Genomic DNA, 18,776 nt, shown 5'->3' on the forward strand with positions numbered 1-18,776 from the left:
GGTCGCAAGGGTTACCAGATGTTGAGGTTGTAGCTGACGATCAGGCGGGTTTCGTCCACGTCACGGGCGAACTTGGAGTAGTTGGTGCGGTAGGTGGCATTACGAAAGCGCAGGCTCAGGTCTTTGAACGTGCCGCTTTGCACAATGTATTTGACCTCGGTGTCGCGTTCCCACTCTTTGCCTTCTTCGGCGCGGCCTACAACCTTGATGTTGTCGCCGTTCACATAGCGGGTCATGAACGACCAGCCGTTGTAACCCATGGCCTTGAAGTCATAGTCGTAGCGCAATTGCCAGGAGCGTTCCTGCGCGTTGGCGAAATCGTTGACTTGCAAGTAGTTGACCAAGTACGGGTTGCTGCCATCCAGATACGGCATGGAGCTGTCACCGTTCATGCGCTGCCAGCCCGCGCTGACTTTGTGCCCGCCCAGCGAGTAACCCAGCATGGCCCCCAGGGCACGGTTGTCGATGGTCGAGGCCTTGGCAGAACCGGCATCGTCACTTTTGAACAGGCGCACGTCAGCCGACAGCACGCCCGGGCCGATCGGCTGGTTGGCCAGCAGCCCCACGAATTGCTGGCGATAGATGTCTTCAAGTTCGGCGTAGTGGTACTGCGCCGTCAGTCGGTCATTAACCTTGTAGTCCAGACCGTACATGTTGAAGTGGTCGGCGGTGATGTTGCAGCCATAACGCTTGTTCTTGCAGTTGAGGCGTAAATCCTGCGGGTCGGTGGAGTCGCGCGCGGTGTAACGATTAAGGCGCGAGGCCATGATCGTAAGGTCGTTTACGTCCCTGGAAACCAGCATCGCACCGTTGAACATGTTCGGCAGCAAACGGCCATCGTTGTACTTGAGCAAGGGCAGATCCGGGAGCAAGGCACCGTACTTGAGCACGGTGTCGGATAAACGCATTTTGGCGGTCACGCCGATTTTCGCGTATTGGTCCTTGGAACGACGCGGGTCGCTGCCGGTCGAAGGCAACAGTCCGCTGTTGCTGTCGGCGGGGCTGGAGTCCAGTTTCAGGCCCAGCATGCCCAGCGCGTCCAGACCAAAACCCACCGTGCCTTGGGTGTAGCCCGATTGCACGTTGAGGATGAAACCCTGGGCGGTTTCTTCACGCTTGGAAGCGCCTTGCGGGCTAGACGTGCTGCCGTCCCGAAAATCGCGATTGAAGTACACGGTACGGGCTTCCAGCTTGGCCGTGCTGTCTTCAATAAAACCGCCGGCCTGGGTTTGTGCAGCAAAACCGGCGCACACCGCCAGCGCGCTCAGGCGTGCAGCCCGGCATTGCGGCAACAACGAAAAAGGGACAACCATGTACAAGCTCCAGCAGCGAATCATTCGCAAGACGAAAACCATTGAGCCTGCACCTTCGGTTAGAAACCGGGGCGAAAGCGCTCAATGCAAAGGGGGCGCAATTGTACGAAAGGCTAAGCTGCTGCCTCATACGACCTTAGTCGCAAATGATGGCCTTTTGCCCAGATTTAGCCCCGTTCATTTAGTTAATAGCGTTTAACCCATATCCGGCCTTAAATAGACGCACCGACGATTGACCCCCTCAGGATTTTTCATGAGCGCTGTATTTTCCCTCAGTCAACTCGCGCCCCTGTCGCAACGCCTGGACTGGCAACGAAACCCGCTGGGCGAGGTGGCTGACTGGCCGCAAAGCCTGCGCACCTGTGTCCAGCTGTTAATGAACTCGCCCATGCCCATGCTGTTGTTGTGGGGCAAGCAGTTGACGCAGATCTACAACGACAGCTTTGCCGTGCTGGCCGGCGACAAACACCCGGACGCATTTGGCCAGCCGGTGCACCAGAGCTGGCCCGAGTACCGGGAATTCACCCAGCTGATCATTGACGCCGTGCTGGCAGGTGAAAGCCGCAGCCACATCGATCAGTATTTTTTGATCCCTGACCGCCAGCACGCCAATGAAATGTGGCTCGACCTCACGTTCAGCCCGGTGTGCGACGACACCGGCGAGGTGGCCGGGCTCTTGATGATGGCGGTCAAGGCGTCCCGCCGCCGTACGGCCATCAAACTGCGGCAACGCTCAAAAGCCACCCGCAAGGCCCAACACGACACCGAGGAACGCCTGCGACTGGCGCAGACCGTCACCAACGGCGTGGGCACATGGGACTGGAACATCGACCAGGACCTGTTCGTCACCGACAGCCGATTTGCGCAGATGCATGGCATTGAGCCGCAGTTGTCCGGGCAGTTACCGATTACCGCGTATTTAGAAGGCGTACACCCTGAAGACCGGGGGCTGCTGACCCGTTCGATCAAAGCCTGCCTGGCCAGCAATGGCGAATACGCAGAGGAATACCGCCTGCTGGACGCCAACGGCACAATCCGCTGGATTTTCGCCCGCGGTCGTTGCTTCAGTGCGGACCCCGGACGCGCCCAGCGGTTCATGGGCGCAGCGCTGGACATCACCGAACGCAAAAAAACCGAACAAGCCCTGCTCCACCTCAATGAAACCCTCGAAGAGCGCGTGGCCGAACGTACTCAGGCGCTGGCTGAGGCCAACGAGCAACTGCAACGCGAAATGCAGGAGCGCGAACGGGCCGAAGACGCGCTGCGCCATGCGCAGAAGATGGAAGCCGTGGGCCAATTGACCGGCGGCATCGCCCATGATTTCAACAATATGCTCACCGGCATCATCGGCAGTCTCGACCTGATGAAGCGCTACATTGCTGCGGGCCGAAGTGCCGAGATTGGGCGTTTCACCGACGCGGCCGTTTCCTCGGCACAACGGGCGGCCGCACTCACCCATCGGCTGCTGGCGTTTTCACGGCGCCAGTCGCTGGACCGCAAGCCGCTGGACCCCAATCATCTGGTGACGTCACTTGAGGAGCTGTTCAGGCGCACCAAAGGCGCCCATATCACCCTTGATGTGCAACTGGGCGACAACATCTGGGCGGTGAACACCGACGCGGGTCAGCTGGAAAGTGCCTTGCTGAACCTGATCATCAACGCCCGCGATGCCATGCCTCAGGGCGGCACCTTGCGCGTGCGAACCCGCAACAGCTACCTCGACGGCAGTGATATCAGCACCTTGGAGCCAGTCAAGGCCGGTGACTATGTGATGCTCGAAGTCAGCGATAACGGCTCGGGCATGACGCCTCAGGTGCTGGCCAAGGCTTTCGATCCGTTTTTCACCACCAAACCCATCGGCCAGGGCACGGGGCTGGGCCTGTCCATGATCTATGGCTTTGCCCAACAGTCGGGCGGGCACGTGACCATCACCAGTGAAAGCGGCAACGGCACCTGTGTGCGCCTGTACTTGCCCCGCCATTACAACCTGCAAGTGCAACCCCGCCCGCCGGTTGTCAGCCCGGATGCCCCCTGCGCCATTGAGGGTGAAAGCGTGCTGGTAGTGGAGGATGACCCCGCCGTGCGCACGCTGGTGCTTAATGTGCTGGATGAGTTGGGCTACACCGCCCATCAGGCGCCGGATGCCAAAACCGCGTTGTCACTGCTGGAGTCGTCGCTGCGCATCGACTTGCTGGTGACCGACGTGGGGTTACCCGGTATGAACGGCCGCCAGTTGGCGGAAATCGCCCGTCAACAGCGTCCCGGCCTGAATGTACTGTTCATGACCGGCTATGCGGAAAGCGCCATCCAGCGCGAGGGTTTTTTGGACTCGGGCATGGACATGATCGGCAAACCGTTCTCGGTGGATAAGCTGGCAACCCTGATTCGGGCAATGATCCCGGCGAAAACTCAGGCATAATCCGCGCCCTCGAATTTGCCCAATAGCTGCAAGGTATACGCCCCATGAAAGCTCAAGCCCGCCATATTCTGGTGAAGACCGCAGAAGAAGCCGAGTCCCTCAAGCAACGCATCGCCAAGGGTGAAGCCTTCGATGTGCTGGCCAAGAAGTTCTCGACCTGCCCTTCTGGCAAACGCGGAGGCGATTTGGGGGAAGTACGGCCGGGGCAAATGGTCGGTGTGATCGACCAGATCATCTTCAAAAAACCGCTGCGTGTGGTGCATGGCCCGGTCAAAAGCAAGTTCGGTTACCACTTGGTGCAAGTGTTTTTCCGCGATTAAACGCGGGGGACGAGGCGGCGCGACTGAGCGCGGCTTTGTTCCCCGACACCGACGCGCCTTAAAACACGATCTCGAACGGTTCAACCACTGTCAGTTGCTCGTCTACCAGGCAGCCCGTACGCCATTTATCAAACGTCAGGCACGGGTGGGACGTCCCAAAGCTGATGATGTCGCCCACCCGCAGCTCAATGCCAGGGCCGACGGTCATAAACCCATGTTGGTCCATCAGCGCAGTCACTGTGCACGCGCTCACGTCATCGCCCGAGGCATCCACCTTCCCTTCGCGGTAGCGCTTGAGCGGCACCGGCAGCCCGGCATCATAGGCCACATCACGCTTGCCCAGCGCCACGATGGCCAAGCCGGGTTCCGGCAATGATTGCACGTGTGCCCACACTTCCATCGCCGGGCGCAGGCCTTCGTGCAAATCGCTGCGCCGGTCCAGCACGCAACACTGCGCTGCTTTATAGATCCCATGATCGTGGACCACGTAACTGCCGGGGCGCAGAACACTCAGGAAGCGTCCGCTGGCGGCCTCGGCTTCGAAGGCTTCGGCAATCAGGTCATACCAGGCTGAACCTGACGCAGTAATGATCGGCGTGTCGCGCCTAAAGGCGCCGCCACGCTGCAACGCCAGCGCCAGACGCACCAGCGAAGCGGCAAAGGCACGGATGTCCGTGACGGCCTGTGCGCCGTGAATCACCCCTTCATAGCCTTCGATTCCGGTCAGGGCCAATGCCGGTTGCGCACTGATGGCGGCCGCCAGGGCCATAACCTGCGCTTCTGTGCGGCAACCACAACGCCCGCCTGTGACGCCATACTCAATCATCACGTTCAAGTGCTGACCACGTTCAGCGAAGAAGGCGCCAAGGGCGGCGACGTTGTCCGGGTGATCCACCAGGCAGTGAAATTCAAACCCGGGGTCGGCCTGCAAATCCGCGATGAGTGCCATGTTCGGGCGCCCCACCAACTGGTTGGCCATCAGCACCCTGCGCACACCGGCTGCATACGCCACGCGGGTCTGCACGGCGGTGCCCAGGGTCATGGCCCACGCGCCCTGCGCCATCTGCCGACGAAACACCGCAGGGGCCATGCTGGTTTTGCCATGCGGTGCCAATACCGCGCCGCTGCGCGTGACGAAATCCTGCATCCAGCGAATGTTGTGCTCCAGCGCCTGGCGATGAATCACCAGCGCCGGAAGGCTGACGTCACACAGCAGGTGGTCCCCGATCCGCGCTGCACCCTTCTCCACGTCAAGCAGGTTCATAGGTTCACCCTTTGGCTTTGTAGGCGATGCAGTCGATTTCGACTTTGCAGTCCACCATCATCATTGCCTGTACGCAGGCGCGGGCCGGGGCGTGTTCACTGCTGAAATAGCTGGCGAACACTTTGTTGAAACTCCAGAAGTCTCGCGGATCGACCAGCCACACGCCTGCACGCACCACATCTTCGAGGCCGTAACCGGCTTCTTCGAGGATCGCGATCAGGTTTTGCATGGTTTTATGGGTTTGTTCGACGATACCGCCCGCAATGATTTCGCCCTGTTCCATCGCCACTTGCCCCGAGACGTGCAACCAGCCATCCGCTTCTACGGCACGGGCAAAGGGCAACGGCTGACCACCTGCGCCCACGGCGCCGGTTCCGAAACGTTTGATGCTCATAACAAACTCCTCGATACGTACAGGCGGCGAATGCGCCCAAGGCGTAGAAGTTTGCCATACACGTGCAGGCGAAGAGTCAGTGATACAGGGTGATGAAGATCCAGGCGAATCCGGCTAAAACGAGGGACATGCAGACCACATACAGCAAAAACGCACGTTTCACGCTCAGTACTCAACTGCAAGGGGGCCAATCTGCTCTGACGACTGGCAGATTTTCAGCGGCGCGAAGTTTATCAGCCAGTGATATCGCTGTGATATTGCGCCCCTCCTATCGCGGAAAATATCCGATCAGTGGATCGGTTATCGCAGTGACCACCATTTGGGCAAAAGCTGTTGCACGTTGGGCTCGGCAAACCGGTCATCAATCAAAAACAACGCCCCCTGATCGCTTTGGGTACGGATCACACGCCCGGCCGCCTGTACGACTTTTTGCATGCCCGGGTACAAGTAGGTGTAGTCATAGCCCGCCCCGAACAACGCCCCCATGCGCAGCTTGATCTGTTCATTGACCGGGTTGAACTGGCCCAGTCCCAGGGTGGCGATAAAGGCGCCGATCAGGCGCGCGCCGGGCAGGTCAATGCCTTCCCCAAACGCCCCGCCCAACACCGCAAAACCGATGCCCTGCCCGGTCAGCGTAAAGCGGTCGAGGAAGCCTTGGCGCGCGGTTTCATCCATCCGACGCGCCTGTTGCCACTGCGCAATGTGCGGGTGACGTTCAGCGAGCAGCCCGGCCACTTGCTGCAAGTAGTCGAAACTGCTGAAGAACGCCAGATAATTGCCCGCCCGCTGTTCATATTGCTGAACCATCAGCTCGACAATCGGCTCCAGTGACTGCTCACGGTGGGTAAAACGGGTGGAAATGTGGTTTACCACGCGCACGGTTAATTGTTCAGCCTTGAACGGCGACTCCACATCGATCCACACCGTGTCTGGCGGCAGACCGAGCAGATTGGCGTAATACACCCGTGGGCTCAGGGTGGCAGAAAACAGCACGTTACTGTGGGCACTGGCCAGGCGCGGCCCAATAAAAGCGGCAGGCACCACATTGCGCAAATTAAGCTGCGACAGGCGGCGCTTGCCGGTTTCACGCAGGGTGACATCGAAAATGAAATGCCCATCGAACAGCTCCGCGACCCGGTTGAATTGCAGCGCATCGAAGTAAAAACCCTGCAACTCGCCGGTCATGCCTTGCGGGTGATCGTTGAGGTAATCCCCGATAGCGGTGATGCAAGCCGTCAACGCAGTCAGCCATTTGCCCGGTACCTGCGCATGAACCTGATAGGGCCCGACTTGCTCACGATGCAGCGCGTTCCACTCGCGATTCAAGCGTTTAAACGCCTTGTCCAAAGGCGCCGGGGCGTTGAGACGCACGGCGTTCAAGCTGTACTGGTCAAGGCTGGCGCTGTACATCTGGCGGCCGCGTTCCACCAGGTTATGGGCTTCGTCGATCAGGGTCGCCACCTTCCATTGGTTGGCCTGCGCAAGTCCGTACAACAAACCACTGAAGTCGAAGTAATAGTTGTAATCGGCAATCACCAGATCGGCCCAGCGCGCCATTTCCTGACTCAGGTAATACGGGCACACCTGATGCGTCAGTGCCACCTCGCGCAAGGCGGCCTGATTTAGGTGCGCGTGCTGGACGGCGGCCTGGCGCGCGGCAGGCAAGCGGTCATAAAACCCTTTGGCTAGCGGGCATGCGTCGCCGTTACAGGCGTTTTGCGGGTATTCGCAGGCTTTTTCACGGGCCACCAGCTCCAGCACGCGCGGCGCTCCCGGCCCTTCGTCGGGGTACAGCACCTGCGCGGCATCCAGAGCCAGTTTGCGGCCGGGTGTTTTGGCAGTGAGAAACAGCAGCTTGTCCAGTTGTTGCGTGGGCATGGCCTTGAGCAATGGAAACAGCGTGCCCACCGTTTTACCAATGCCGGTGGGCGCCTGGGCCATCAGGCAACGGCCGGTGCTGACGGTTTTGTACACCGCCTCGGCCAACGGGCGTTGCCCCGTGCGAAACGCCGGGTAGGGAAAAGCCAGCGTGCGCGCGGCTTCATCGCGAACGCTACGGTGCGCGACTTCCTGTTCCGCCCAGGCCAGAAACTGCTGACATTGCTGTATGAAAAACTGTTGAAGATCAGCGGCACTCCACTCTTCCTGCAGCCGTGTTTCTTTTTCGCTGACGATGTCGAAATACACCAGCGCCAAATTGACCGCAGGCAGCTCCAGTCGCTGACACAGCAACCCGCCGTAGACCTTGGCCTGCGCCCAGTGCAAATGACGGTGATTGGCCGGGAGGGCCGCGAAGTCGCCGCGAAAGGTTTTCACCTCTTCCAGTACATTATTCACCGGGTCGTAGCCATCGGCCCTGCCCCGCACACAGAGCGTGCGGTACTGGCCTTCAAGGCTCAGCTCCGCTTGATAGTCAGCATTGCGGCGTGAGGCGACAGTGCGATGCCCGGCAATGCCCTGTTGCGCACTCGGGGACGGTGTGAAACGCAGGTCAAGATCGCCAATTTTGGCCGTGAACTCACACAAGGCCCTGACTGCAATGCGATAACTCACGCGGTACACACTTGCCATTGCACGTAACACACGGTGACTGGCATCTGATGCTGCTCGCAAAAGGCCAGCCAACGCAGTTGGTTGTCTTGCAGGCGATCCCCAGGCCCTTTGACTTCGATCATGCGGTAGGTTTTTTGCGCGGGCCAAAACTGGATCAGATCGGGCATACCGGTGCGGTTGGCTTTTATGTCCAGTAACAATCGACTGAACCACCGTTGCAAATGCTCAGGCGGCAGGCAGCTCAGCGCATGCTCCAGCAACTGTTCGTTCAGATGGCCCCACGCCACGAATGGCGACTGCACGCCATATTTTCGGGTGTACGTGTCGCGAATGGTGTGCCGGTATCGTCCATCGTGCAATTGCGCGAAACAGGCGTCGAACAGCTCGGATCGACGTGCGTGGAAGTCGTCTTCCAGCAAATCGGCGGGCCCGCTTTGATACGGATGGAAAAACGCGCCCGGCAGCGGCGCAAAAATGGCGGGCCAGCACAGTAACCCGAACAGGGCGTTGATCAGCGTGTTTTCCACGTAATGCACCGGCGCATCCTCGGTGTGCAAATGGGCAGCCACGCTGAACTCCACCGAACGTCCCGCATGGCGTTCCAGGCACAGGTCGAGGCGTTGCGGGGCGCCGGGTCGGGCACGTGGCGCTGCGGGCAGTCCGAGTTTGCGTCGCAGCCGCGGGAGCATTCGCTGCAACTGTTGAGACTCCTCATCGGTCAGCGGTGCCTGTTCGGCGGCTTGAGCCAACGCATAAGCTTGCTCAAACGCTTGCAGGTGCTCCATGCAGCGCACCGTGCGCACCCGGGCTTGCGGGTGCTGGCTGTGAGGATAAATGTGCAGGGCGCGCAGGTGATCGCCTGCCCGCTCGTGGTATTGCCCCAATTGAAACAACAAACGCGCGCGACGGCGCGCCAGCCAGCGGTTGTCGGCCGTGTAGTCAAGTACGTGCTGCAAAACAAGGTCGACGTCTTGCGCGGCTTCGAACTGTTCGCGGCACGCATGCAGGTGCAAATAGCCGTCGATATCAGCCCGGCAACGCAGGGCACGCGACGCCGGGCTCAATGGCACGGCTTCGTAAGTAAACAGGCCCAGATCCGCCAGTACCAGGTCGGACCAGCTCTGGTTGAGGGTGCCGAAAAACATCAGGCGCAGACGATCACCCAAGGCACGGTTGGTCAGGGTAAACAGCCGGTCTTCCAGGCCCGGGCACCAGCTCCCCAGGGGTTGCTCATCGGTCAGCTCAAGGCTCAACCGGGCCTTCCAGTCGGCCTTTCGGCCTTTTGAATCAGCAATATGCGCAGCGAAAAAACGCAGCAATTCAGCCTTTTGGAGCACCTCGAACACATCTGTCAGGTTGATCGTCGCCTGGTCATTCACCCAGCCTTGGTCCAGCAAGGGGGCCGCGGCAGAGGCGATATCACCGATTTCGGCGTAATTGAGCTTGCTCGCGCGAAAGTGCGTGCCCTTGCGCATGACCAGCCTGACCCACAGTGCCTGTGAAGCACCGGGCAACTGGAGGAACGTGTCGATGAAGCACTGCTCTTCAAGGTTCAGCAGATCGTCGTAACGGGATTTGATCCAGTGCAGGACGTGCTGGAAGTTCTTCAGGTAGTACAACGGGTCTTCGAGGGGATTGGAAATCACAGGCGGAACGAACCACTGACGTTAAATACTGGATAAGCGCACAGATATCAGTTCGTCCTGCAGGTTGGCAATGGCTAATGGATGAATGGTTCAGCGCGCCCGTCTGGCCGGGTCATGGGACCCCATAAGGTCAATCAGGGTGGTGCCTTCAGCCAGGTCGATCTTGCGCAGGGTGTAAAGCGCTTGCAGGGACTTCAACGGCAGCCCGCTCACGGTTTCGAGCCAGGCTGCCTGACGCGCACATGCTTGGGGGTGAGCCTGCAAGGCGTCGTGCAGATCGGGCACCCACGGTAATTTGTCAGGGTAGTTGCGTTGCACAAACGCTGCGAGTTGCCCGCCTTGTTCAACAAAAGGCGATTGAATAAAGCAACTGATCTGCTCGTCCTTCACGTTATAGAGATCATTTAAATAGTCGGCCATCTGCTGGCGTAACTTCTGAATTCGCTTTGGTGTATTAAATGCACCGGCAATGACACTCACAAGTTGCCCCTTGTATCGAGAATTACATTCATTCTCCCGGACCAGCGCATGTAAGTATGAACTGACCCCACTGCAATAATCACCGGCCTCGGTATAAACATGACGCAACCCTTGCACATGCGCTTCAACTAATATCACTGCGGCCTGAGGCTCTTCAATATTGACACCCGCGGCATTAATGTGGCCCTCGGTAAAGTTAAGCGCTTCGGAGTTCAGGACTTCCACTTCGCAGGAGAGACAATCAAATACGTTAATAACAACCCACTCGCTGCCCGCCGACAGCGCGGGTGTTTCTGCGGGTATGGATTGCGGGTGCAGTATCGAGCGAGACGCCTTCTCAAGTTTTAAACACATATCCAGCGCAGCCGGCAGCACATCGTCGGTGGAACTGGCCTCACAGTGCCCCAGCTGTTCAGCCACCTTTAACATCCAGTGGGCGTATTCCCCCAAGTGCGGCGGTGGGCGTCTGTCGATCAGCGCATTGACCGCGCCACCCCACCTATAAGCTGTCTGAAACAGCGGGGCCCGTGACAACAGGTCGCTGTACAAAAACGTCGCCCGTGCATCCCCCTCCGATACATGCCCCCACATCAAGACATCGAGTTTCCCGGCTTCTGGCGGACATTCACTGAACGGGGTATGACGTGTGACGGGATGGGCGCCCGTCTCATCGACCTGAAGCAATTCAACCCGATCATCGTCATACAAGAACAACTCATTGCACTGGTTATGGAACCTGGCCATGACGGATGCGGTGAGTCTGGGCTGGCGTAGTACGGCCAGACGCAACATAAACGTAACGGGCGCCCGTGCTGCAATACTCAACTGCGCGGCGCGGAGAAACGCCAGGGTGTAAGCGCTTTCCTTACCCCCCTCATGCACCACCATCACCCGGAACTGACCTATGCGCTCGATCCCTCCGGCTGCCACCAATAACCGCTGAATCAACAATTGCAGCGCAATGCGCTCATGTCGACTGAAGAAGCCTGTCAGGCGATGCAGAACTTGTTGATATACAAAGCTCATGGCCTGCTCATGAAAGGTACTCATGGGTTAACCCTCCGCAACGTCTGGTTAGTAATTGCAGGCTCACTCAAAGCGGCCAGGCATACCCTGCCTCTTATAAAAAAAGACCGGTATTACTTAAATGTAAGAATTCGACTACGCAGCTAGCATTCATCCAGATGCGCCCGACGCCAATCAATTTCCATATGAGTGGCCATCAGTAAGCTATCAGTATTTATACCCAAAAGAAAAGCTATTTGCGCATATAAATAATTAGACCGACCGGTCATAGTTAAAATTTAAACAGGCCGTAAAAGTTACAACACCCCCTTTAAACACGGCGACTACTTTTAAACATTCAATCAAGACTTTTCAACTTGCTCAATTAATACATACAACAACGCCACGACCCGTTGAGGCGTCGTGGCGTTTTATTGGCTGAGGCTAGAACTGTGGCGCACAGGTTCAAACTTCCAGGGCGACTCGTCCTCGGCAAGGGCACTCATCCATATAACGATGCGCCTGCACAAATTGATCGAAAGGAAAGACTTTAACCACCAGCGGGCGCAGGATCCTGTCGGCCGTCCATTCATTGATGGCTCGCAATGCGCGCGCCATGGCTTCCTGGTCCTGGGCGATGCCCAATTCCGGCTTGCCGGTGAAATTACCGATGCAGTGCACAAAGAACTGAATGTTCTTCTGAAACGCCGCGCAAGCCGGAAATGGCGTTTGATTACCCCCTTGCAGGCCGTAAAGCACCAGGCTGCCACGGGGCGCAAGCACATCCCCCAACACAGACATTTGCGGGCCACCCAAACCGTCGAACACGGTGTCTACGCCTCGACCGTCAGTGATCTTGTTGATCTGCATCAGCAAGTCCTGTTCTTCGGTAACGATCACTTTGTCGGCGCCAAGTTCGCTTAAGTAGTCGCGTTCGGCCGCTTCTTTAGTGGCTGCAATGACCGTGGCGCCCAACGCTTTGCCCATCTGTACGAACGATGGGCCTGCGCAATGGCTGGCGTCGGTGATCAACACGGTTTGGCCCGGCTTGACCCGCGCCAGATCCACGTAGGCGAAATAGGCGATCAACAACGGTGTGTAATGGACGCTGGCCTCAACCGGACTCAGCACCTCTGGATAGCGGGTTAATGCGCAGCGTGGCATCAGGACACGTTCGCCATAGCTCGGGTAGTCATTGGCGCTGTGTGCAGGAAAACTGGCGACCTTGTCCCCCGGTTTCAAGTCACTCACGCCCTCACCGACAGCGGTCACAACCCCCGCCATCTCCTGACCAATACCGGCAGGCAGGCGAGCCTGGGACGGCGCCAGATTTTGCCGCCAGAGCACGTCATACCAACTGATACCAATGGCTTCGACGCGCACCTGCACTTCTCCGGGCGCGGGCGCAGCGACCTCGTGCTCTTCGCACTTGAGCACCTCGGCCGAGCCAAACTTGTGAAAACGGATCGTGCGCGACATCGCAAACCTCGCCAAATTAATCGCTAATACCCCGGGACTTTATCGGGGCTTTGGGCGCAAGACTAACAGACAGCATTAATAGTCGACATGCCTGACATTGATCCGCGACCGCAGTGCTTGTGCCAAAGAGGCCGTGAAAAAGCTGCGTAAGGCGCAAAGTTAATCCGATCAGGCAATCAGAAAGCAAATCTAGGCAGTGACGATTTGGCATGTATGCCCGTAAGATCCGTCACCTAAGTCCCTGAAGAACCGCCTGTGAAGCCAGCGAGATGAACCGTAACGACTTGCGTCGCGTCGATCTTAACCTGCTGATCGTCTTTGAAACCTTGATGCATGAACGCAGTGTGACCCGTGCCGCAGAGAAATTGTTCCTCGGCCAACCGGCGATCAGTGCGGCGTTATCGCGCCTGCGCAACTTGTTCGATGATCCGTTGTTCGTGCGGACCGGCCGCAGCATGGAGCCTACCGCGCGGGCGATTGAGATTTTTGCACTGCTGTCCCCGGCGCTGGACTCTATTTCCACTGCGGTCAGCCGCGCTTCGGAATTCGACCCGGCCACCAGCACCTCGGTCTTTCGCATCGGGTTGTCGGACGACGTGGAATTTGCCCTCCTCCCCATGCTGCTCAAACGCCTGCGTGCCGAGGCGCCTGGCATTGTGCTGGTGGTGCGGCGGGTGAACTACATCCTGATGCCGCCGTTGTTGGCATCCGGTGAAATTTCAGTCGGCGTCAGCTACACCAACGACCTGCCGGCCAATGCCAAACGTAAAGTGCTGCGCCGCAGCAAACCCAAACTGCTGCGCGCCGATAGCGTACCCGGCGCACTGTCGCTGGATGACTTCTGCGCCCGCCCCCACGCACTGGTGTCATTTGCCGGTGACTTGAGCGGCTTTATCGATACCGAGCTGGAAAAACTCGGCCGCAAGCGCCACGTGGTGCTGGCCGTTCCGCAGTTCAACGGCCTGAGCACCTTGCTTGCCGGTACCGATATCATCGCCACCGTGCCCGATTACACCGCCGAAGCCTTGACAGCCGCCGGCGGTATTCGGGCTGAAGACCCGCCGCTGGATACCCAGACCTTTGAACTGCACATGGCCTGGCGTGGCGCTCAAGACAACGATCCCGGAGAGCGCTGGCTGCGGTCACGGATCCAGATGTTCTTCGGGGATCCGGACAGCCTCTGACATCACGCAATGCTGAGGGCCAGGTCAGATCGATTCGGGATTTGGCCGCACGGCCCGAGCACGCTTCACACTGCGCAAGCGAACCAAACACGACTCCCTTGACTCACGTCCAATGACGCGCTTCGCCTGTGGCCGCGCAGCGTTCGGCGTAGAGGCACGTACGCCAAAGATCTGGGCCTTGATCAGAGCGCGTCCGCACGCCCGCAACAAATAGACAATGTATTTATGTTAGAAAATCAGTCTAAAACCATTTAACCTCAGCACAGCACCACACAACCTGTATTGCCACTTATAGGCCGTACAGCAGACTTTCACCCCGTATCAGGTCCAACACTATGGTCGTCGTGAAACGCAGGCTGCCACAAACAGGCTCAAGGGCGCGGCATCACCGGGCTCGCAGCCTTTTTTGCCACAGGGGCAGTGGCCTATGAGCCCGCTGCTTTATGACTTGAACAGTCTGCGCGCAGCCTTGACGCGCCACGACATACTGCGAGTGGTGCGCAACGCCTGTGTTGAGCATGCGCGCGACAAGGTGATCAGCGCGAAATCGGGTGAACTGCTGTTTCAGGACCCGCCGGGCGATTGCCACATCCGGTTCGGATATTTTCGCGGTGCTCCCGCTTTTGTGGTCAAGGTGGCCATGGGCTTTTACGAGAATCCGTCCCGTGGACTGGACACTAACAACGGGCTGATGCTGGTTTTCAGCTCGCTGACTGGCACTTTAATCGCCATTCTCAACGATGAAGGCTGGTTGACCAGTTGGCGTACCGCCGCTGCCGGAGCCCTGGCCGCACAAGCGGGTGCTCCGTCGCGCATTACAGCCCTGGGTATCCTCGGCAGCGGGCATCAGGCCGAACTGCAAGCGCTCTGGGCTGCACACCACCTCGGGACACAGCGGGTGGTCATCTGGGGCCGGGCTGCGGAAAAAGCTGACCGCTTGGCCGAAACCTTACGGCTTAATGCCTTGAATGCCCATGCAGTATCGGCGGTAGAGGACGTGTTTGAACGCTGCAATGTGGTGATTACCTGCACGCCCTCAAACCGGGCGATCGTCCCTGTCAGCGCCGTAAAACCCGGGACCCACATTGTCGCGCTGGGGGCTGACAGCCTGGGTAAACAGGAACTGGACCCGCACATTCTGGCTCAAGCCAGAGTCATCATGACCGACGATCATCAGCAATGTGCCGAACGCGGCGAGTTGGCGTATGCCTTGCGTGCTGGGCTGATTACAGAAGGCGCGGATGTTGCGCTGGGGCATGTGCTTGCGGGCACGCGCCCAGGCCGCCTCAGTGATAACGACATAACCGTTGCAGACCTTACCGGGCTTGCAGCCCAAGACATTGCCATCGCTACCCTGGCGGTAGAGAGGGCACAACATTCACCCGCTACCGGTGCGCGCACCACCCCGCCCTGATCCTGCACCCTGAGTAAAAAGCGCCTGATTCAACAAAAACAATAAAGAAGGTACTCACATGAACACCCTGGTCCGCGTTACAGCCGTTTTCACCTCTTGCCTGTTGTTCGCCATCACCATGACGGCTCAGGCAGAAACACTGCGCATCGCCAGCGAAGGGGCTTACCCGCCGTTCAATTACATTGACCCGGACAATACGTTGCACGGGCTCGATATCGACATTGCTAACGCCCTGTGCGAGCGGATGCAGGTCACGTGTACATTTGTCACCCAAGATTGGGAAGGCATGATTCCGGCCTTGCTGGCAAAAAAATTCGACGCCATTGTGGCGTCGATGAATGTCACTGAAGAGCGCAAAAAGAAGGTGGCCTTCACTGATCGCTATTACCGCACACCCTTGTCCCTTGCCGTGCCCAAAGACTCAACCACCCGCGATGCCCAGACCGATTTCAAGGGGTTAACGGTGGGCACCCAATCGTTTTCGACACAATCGATCTACGCCGAAGAGCATTACGCCGCTGCCGGCGCCACTGTGAAGCTCTACCCCTCTCAGGATGAGGCTGTCAGCGATCTGGCCGCCGGGCGCCTGGATGCTGTCATCGCTGATAAATACCCGTTGCTGGCCTGGCTCAAAGCGCCGGGGAAAGGAAAAGAGTGTTGCAAGTTTCTGGGTGACGTAAAGGGCACTAACGCCGATGCCGCTATCGTCGTGCGCCTGGAAGACAACGCCTTGCGTGAACGATTGAACAATGCGCTGGCTGAAATAATCGCTGACGGCACTTACAAAAAAATCGTCAGTCGTTACTTCGACTTCGACATTTATTGACCCTCAGGGAGCGTGCGCCAAGGGGTCCCCGGCGCACCTGCTCCCCATCGTGACCTCGCCTCGCGCAGCCATTTGGCGCGACGACGTCATGCCCCTCATAGATCGCGCAAGAGGGTTCGGGCATGCCTGAGCAGTTGACCTTGTTATCCTTTGCCAGCGGCGGTTGGGGCGCAGCCTTGTTGATGGGCGCCCTGGTAACACTCGCACTGGCGTTGAGCTGTGTGCCGCTGGGCTTGCCGCTGGGCCTGGGCGTTGCGTTTGCCGCTCGGTCCCGGCGACGCTGGCTGCGTCTGAGTGCCACGGCATTTTCCACGGTCTTTCGCGGCTTGCCGGAGCTGTTGACGTTACTGATCATCTACTACGGCTGCCAGATCGGAGCACAGAAGCTCCTTGCCACGCTGGGCTACCCGGCCGACGTGAGAATCAATGCATTCGTCGCGGCGATGATTGCCTTCAGCCTGGTGTTTGCGGCGTTTTCGAGTGAAGTCTGGCTAAGCGCCTTCAAGGCCATACCCAAAGGCCAGTTCGAAGCGGCGAAGGTGCTGGGTTTGAGCACCAGCGCGATGTTTCGCAACGTGCTGCTCCCACAACTGGCGCGTGTGGCCTTACCGGGCTTGTCAAACAATTGGCTGGCGTTGCTTAAAGAGACCTCGCTGGTGTCGACTATTTCTTTGGTCGACCTGATGCGTCAGACCAGTCTGGCCGTGAGTGTCACCAAAGAGCCCATGCTGTTTTACACCGTAGCCTGCTTTGGCTACCTGTTTTTCTCGGCACTGTCCGGCCGCCTGTTCCACGTTCTCGAACAGTATTTCAACCGTCACCAACGGGGTGCACAGCCATGAGTGCCGGTGACTGGCTCGACCTGTTTTTTAACCCGCAGCTCCTGGAGCGCTATGGTCCGCGCTTTGTCGACGGGTTGTTGGTCACCGGCAAACTGGTGGCGATTTCTTTCAGCCTCGGCATGCTGCTAGGGCTGGTGATTGCCCTCAGCCGGTTATCTGACCGTCGCTTACTGCGCGGTTTCAGCAGCGTGTATGTGTATTTTTTTCGGGGATCGCCGCTGCTCGCTCAACTGTTCTTGCTGTATTACGGCCTCGGCTCCTTCAAACAGTTCTGGGAGTCGATAGGGCTTTGGTGGTTATTCCGCGATGCCTGGTATTGCACCCTGCTCGCATTTACCTTGAACACGGCTGCCTATCAGGCCGAAATCCTGCGCGGTGCGTTAATGGCCGTTGCGCAGGGTCAACGCGAAGCCGCGCAAGTTCTCAGCCTGCCCCGTCGCGTCACCTTCTTCAACATCATCATGCCGCAGGCGTTGCTGGTGGCTGTCAGGCCATTAGGCAACGAACTGATTCTGATGATCAAAGCCAGCGCCCTCGCTTCGCTGGTTACGATATATGACGTCATGGGGGTGGCCAAAGTGGCGTTCTCCCGCAGTTTCGATTTTCAGGTCTATCTGTGGGCGGCGCTGCTGTACCTGTTGATCGTAGAAGGCGTCAGGCGTGCGCTCAAATGGCTTGAACAGTCACTGAGCAAGCATGCCGGATGACCCGCACACCACTCCAAACCTGCGCACATTTATCGAGGGAATATGCCATGCAGCCCGTCATGACAGCGTCACACGATCAGTCCACTTCAGCGTTGACCGCACGAGAGACCGTAGTCCACATAAGCGGGCTGAATAAATGGTATGGCCCTTTTCAAGTGCTGCACGGTATCGACCTGACGGTACAGCAAGGGGAGCGTATCGTGCTGTGCGGACCGTCCGGCTCAGGCAAGTCGACCTTGATCCGCTGTATCAGTCACTTGGAGGTTGCCCAAGAGGGCATCATCCATACATTGGGTGTCGACCTGACGAAACCCTCACCGGCCAGACGCCTGGCGCTGCGGAAAGTTGGCATGGTGTTTCAGAGCTTCAACCTCTTTCCCCACATGACTGTTCTGCAAAACTGCACCCTCGCCCCGGTCTCGGTACGCGGCCTGTCACGTCAGAAGGCTGCAGAACAGGCGAGGTACTTCTTGGACAAAGTCGGGGTTGAGAACCAGGCAAACAAATACCCCAGCCAGCTCTCGGGCGGTCAGCAACAGCGGGTGGCGATTGCCCGGGCGCTGTGCATGGCGCCAAAAATCATGCTATTCGACGAACCCACCTCAGCGCTCGACCCGGAAATGGTCAATGAAGTACTGGACGTTATCGTCAAGCTGGCTGATACAGGCATGACACTGCTTTGCGTCACGCACGAAATGGGCTTCGCCCGTCAAGTGGCTGACCGGGTTCTGTTTCTCGACGCGGGGCGCATTGTCGAAGACTTACCCCCCGAGCGTTTTTTTACTGCCCCTGAAAGTGACCGGGCTCAAGCGTTTCTGGCACAAATCCACCGTTGAACGCATTGATGACAAGCGTGCTCGATTCAACCCTGCGGGTCTCCTGTCAATTACAGGTCGATTGCGTACAATCCCCTTCTCAACTTTCACGAAC

15 protein-coding genes are annotated in these 18,776 nt (G+C 58.3%); 8 read left to right on the forward strand and 7 right to left on the reverse strand.

Features of this window, described 5'->3' with window-relative positions:
• Nucleotides 1–11: 11 nt before the first annotated feature.
• Nucleotides 12–1,313: an OprD family porin gene (locus HBN61_RS09695; protein WP_170046629.1), complete on the reverse strand. Its 1,302-nt coding sequence runs from the start codon at nt 1,311–1,313 to the stop codon at nt 12–14.
• Nucleotides 1,314–1,566: 253 nt separating this feature from the next.
• On the opposite strand from HBN61_RS09695, the gene HBN61_RS09700 reads away from it, so the two are divergent.
• Both HBN61_RS09700 and HBN61_RS09705 read left to right on the forward strand, forming a co-directional pair.
• The gene (locus tag HBN61_RS09700) at nt 1,567–3,732 is read left to right on the forward strand and encodes an ATP-binding protein (protein WP_170046630.1); all 2,166 of its coding nucleotides are present in this window, start codon (nt 1,567–1,569) and stop codon (nt 3,730–3,732) included.
• 44 nt (nt 3,733–3,776) lie between these two features.
• On the forward strand, nt 3,777–4,052 hold the full coding sequence (locus HBN61_RS09705; protein WP_047274612.1) for a peptidylprolyl isomerase: 276 nt from the start codon (nt 3,777–3,779) through the stop codon (nt 4,050–4,052).
• Nucleotides 4,053–4,110: 58 nt separating this feature from the next.
• Here HBN61_RS09705 and HBN61_RS09710 read toward each other — a convergent pair whose 3' ends face one another.
• From HBN61_RS09710 to HBN61_RS09735, 6 genes are all read right to left on the reverse strand, one after another.
• On the reverse strand, nt 4,111–5,316 hold the full coding sequence (locus tag HBN61_RS09710; RefSeq protein WP_170046631.1) for an amino acid deaminase: 1,206 nt from the start codon (nt 5,314–5,316) through the stop codon (nt 4,111–4,113).
• 4 nt (nt 5,317–5,320) lie between these two features.
• Nucleotides 5,321–5,710, reverse strand: coding sequence for a RidA family protein (locus HBN61_RS09715; RefSeq protein WP_170046632.1), 390 nt, complete (start codon nt 5,708–5,710; stop codon nt 5,321–5,323).
• A gap of 300 nt (nt 5,711–6,010) precedes the next feature.
• Nucleotides 6,011–8,263 carry a helicase C-terminal domain-containing protein gene (locus HBN61_RS09720; protein ID WP_170046633.1) on the reverse strand — a complete coding sequence of 751 codons (2,253 nt, stop codon included), beginning with the start codon at nt 8,261–8,263 and terminating at the stop codon, nt 6,011–6,013.
• Nucleotides 8,260–9,909 (reverse strand): VRR-NUC domain-containing protein, encoded by a 1,650-nt coding sequence (locus tag HBN61_RS09725; protein WP_170046634.1) that lies wholly within the window; start codon nt 9,907–9,909, stop codon nt 8,260–8,262. The genes HBN61_RS09720 and HBN61_RS09725 overlap by 4 nt, the downstream gene beginning before the upstream one ends.
• 90 nt (nt 9,910–9,999) lie before the next feature.
• A complete protein-coding gene (locus HBN61_RS09730) occupies nt 10,000–11,439 on the reverse strand; it encodes a hypothetical protein (protein WP_170046635.1) in 1,440 nt (479 codons plus the stop codon).
• A gap of 420 nt (nt 11,440–11,859) precedes the next feature.
• Complete coding sequence (locus HBN61_RS09735) at nt 11,860–12,873, reverse strand: zinc-dependent alcohol dehydrogenase family protein (RefSeq protein ID WP_170046636.1); 1,014 nt, start codon at nt 12,871–12,873, stop codon at nt 11,860–11,862.
• Between the two features lie 269 nt (nt 12,874–13,142).
• Here HBN61_RS09735 and HBN61_RS09740 point away from each other — a divergent pair, with 269 nt between their 5' ends.
• From HBN61_RS09740 to HBN61_RS09765, 6 genes are all read left to right on the forward strand, one after another.
• On the forward strand, nt 13,143–14,057 hold the full coding sequence (locus tag HBN61_RS09740; RefSeq protein WP_094994418.1) for a LysR family transcriptional regulator: 915 nt from the start codon (nt 13,143–13,145) through the stop codon (nt 14,055–14,057).
• 427 nt (nt 14,058–14,484) lie between these two features.
• On the forward strand, nt 14,485–15,471 hold the full coding sequence (locus HBN61_RS09745) for a Rossmann-fold NAD(P)-binding domain-containing protein (protein ID WP_094994419.1): 987 nt from the start codon (nt 14,485–14,487) through the stop codon (nt 15,469–15,471).
• Between the two features lie 118 nt (nt 15,472–15,589).
• The gene (locus tag HBN61_RS09750; protein ID WP_262498749.1) at nt 15,590–16,297 is read left to right on the forward strand and encodes a transporter substrate-binding domain-containing protein; all 708 of its coding nucleotides are present in this window, start codon (nt 15,590–15,592) and stop codon (nt 16,295–16,297) included.
• 122 nt (nt 16,298–16,419) lie between these two features.
• Entirely contained in the window at nt 16,420–17,139 is a 720-nt protein-coding gene (locus HBN61_RS09755) for an ABC transporter permease (protein ID WP_169962814.1), read from the forward strand.
• Entirely contained in the window at nt 17,136–17,846 is a 711-nt protein-coding gene (locus HBN61_RS09760; protein WP_170046638.1) for an ABC transporter permease, read from the forward strand. The genes HBN61_RS09755 and HBN61_RS09760 overlap by 4 nt, the downstream gene beginning before the upstream one ends.
• A gap of 59 nt (nt 17,847–17,905) precedes the next feature.
• Nucleotides 17,906–18,682, forward strand: a complete 777-nt coding sequence (locus tag HBN61_RS09765; protein WP_170046639.1) for an amino acid ABC transporter ATP-binding protein — start codon at nt 17,906–17,908, stop codon at nt 18,680–18,682.
• Nucleotides 18,683–18,776 lie beyond the last annotated feature (94 nt).

This window comes from Pseudomonas sp. WS 5071 (assembly GCF_012985765.1).
In the GTDB taxonomy this organism is placed as follows: Bacteria; Pseudomonadota; Gammaproteobacteria; order Pseudomonadales; family Pseudomonadaceae; genus Aquipseudomonas; species Aquipseudomonas lundensis_A.

Bases quoted from the DNA above. Each gene is read 5' to 3' on its own strand.
- HBN61_RS09695 (WP_170046629.1), bottom strand. From the start codon at position 1,313: ATGGTTGTCCCTTTTTCGTTGTTGCCGCAATGCCGGGCTGCACGCCTG.
- HBN61_RS09700 (WP_170046630.1), top strand. From the start codon at position 1,567: ATGAGCGCTGTATTTTCCCTCAGTCAACTCGCGCCCCTGTCGCAACGC.
- HBN61_RS09705 (WP_047274612.1), top strand. From the start codon at position 3,777: ATGAAAGCTCAAGCCCGCCATATTCTGGTGAAGACCGCAGAAGAAGCC.
- HBN61_RS09710 (WP_170046631.1), bottom strand. From the start codon at position 5,316: ATGAACCTGCTTGACGTGGAGAAGGGTGCAGCGCGGATCGGGGACCAC.
- HBN61_RS09715 (WP_170046632.1), bottom strand. From the start codon at position 5,710: ATGAGCATCAAACGTTTCGGAACCGGCGCCGTGGGCGCAGGTGGTCAG.
- HBN61_RS09730 (WP_170046635.1), bottom strand. From the start codon at position 11,439: ATGAGTACCTTTCATGAGCAGGCCATGAGCTTTGTATATCAACAAGTT.
- HBN61_RS09735 (WP_170046636.1), bottom strand. From the start codon at position 12,873: ATGTCGCGCACGATCCGTTTTCACAAGTTTGGCTCGGCCGAGGTGCTC.
- HBN61_RS09740 (WP_094994418.1), top strand. From the start codon at position 13,143: ATGAACCGTAACGACTTGCGTCGCGTCGATCTTAACCTGCTGATCGTC.
- HBN61_RS09745 (WP_094994419.1), top strand. From the start codon at position 14,485: ATGAGCCCGCTGCTTTATGACTTGAACAGTCTGCGCGCAGCCTTGACG.
- HBN61_RS09750 (WP_262498749.1), top strand. From the start codon at position 15,590: ATGACGGCTCAGGCAGAAACACTGCGCATCGCCAGCGAAGGGGCTTAC.
- HBN61_RS09755 (WP_169962814.1), top strand. From the start codon at position 16,420: ATGCCTGAGCAGTTGACCTTGTTATCCTTTGCCAGCGGCGGTTGGGGC.
- HBN61_RS09760 (WP_170046638.1), top strand. From the start codon at position 17,136: ATGAGTGCCGGTGACTGGCTCGACCTGTTTTTTAACCCGCAGCTCCTG.
- HBN61_RS09765 (WP_170046639.1), top strand. From the start codon at position 17,906: ATGACAGCGTCACACGATCAGTCCACTTCAGCGTTGACCGCACGAGAG.